We start from the raw sequence: 1,027 nt of genomic DNA, 5'->3' as shown, positions 1-1,027 counted from the left end.
GCCTCGCTGCACGACGTCAATGTCCGCCTCTGCGCCTTCCTCGACGCGCACTACCACGTCACCTCGCACGCGGCCCTCCTGGGCGCGACACCGAGAACCGTCTTCGAGGCCGCGCCCCGGGCGCCTGATGGCTTCGACGAGGCGAAGCTGCGCGAGGCCCTCACCACCCGTACCCGCCGACGCGTGCGGCGCGACACCACCGTCGTCGTCGACGGTGTCGACTACGAGCTCGACGCGGGCCACCTCGCCGGGCGCCTCGTGCACCTGTGCCGCTGCCTTGTCGACCTGGGGGAGGCGCCCTGGGCCGAATTCGAGGGCAAGCGCTACGCCCTCCACCCAGTCGACGCCGTGAAGAACTCGCGCCGCAAGAGGCCGCTGCGCCGCCCTCCAGTCCACGACGAGACGTCCCGGCCTCACCCCGCGTTTGACCCGCCCCTGGCGCTGCTCGACCGCGCCGTCGGACGTCCTCCCCGGCATCGCGATGCAGGTGAGTCATGACGCCCGCCTACGTCACCCACTTCGGCTTCTCCGAGGCGCCCTTCTCCAAGGAGATTGCCGACGCGGACCTCTGGCTGCCGGCCTCCAAGACGGGCCTCGTCGAGGAACTCTGCGAAGCCGTGCGCGAGCGGCAGAGCGTCATGCTGGTGGGCGAGCCCGGCGTCGGCAAGACGTGCGTCCTGCGCGCGCTTCGTCACCGGCTTCCCCAGGCGGGCTTCCGCCTCACCTATTGCCACAACGCCACGCTGGGCCGCCGCGACTTCTACCGACAGCTGTGTCTGGCCCTCGGGCTCACCCCGTCCGCCACCGCCGCCGCTGTCTTCTACGCCGTGTCCAGCCACGTGGAGGAACTCGGTCGCGAGCGCGTCCACCCCGTCTTCCTCCTCGACGAGGCGCACCTGCTCCACCAGGACGTGCTCGACCACCTCCACATCCTCCTCAACTACCAGTGGGACTCCAAGGCGCTCCTCTCCCTCATCCTCGTCGGCCTGCCCGAACTCGACTCGCGCCTCGCGATGCGCCGCAACCG

Annotated in this window: 1 protein-coding gene and 1 pseudogene; both read left to right on the top strand. The window is 70.7% G+C overall.

All coding sequences use genetic code 11. The features are described from left to right. Positions 1-498 (top strand): annotated as a pseudogene (locus FL311_RS44730) (hypothetical protein); the annotation flags it as partial. Next, the coding region (locus tag FL311_RS43335) for an ExeA family protein (RefSeq protein ID WP_141333538.1) at positions 495-1,027 on the top strand (533 nt) is incomplete at its 3' end. The pseudogene FL311_RS44730 and the gene FL311_RS43335, both read left to right, overlap by 4 nt.

The sequence above is a fragment of the Myxococcus sp. AB025B genome (genome assembly GCF_006518215.1).
Taxonomy (GTDB): Bacteria; Myxococcota; Myxococcia; order Myxococcales; family Myxococcaceae; genus Myxococcus; species Myxococcus fulvus.
Note: the sequence above shows the minus strand (reverse complement) of the source record. Positions and strands in the feature narration are given on the sequence as shown.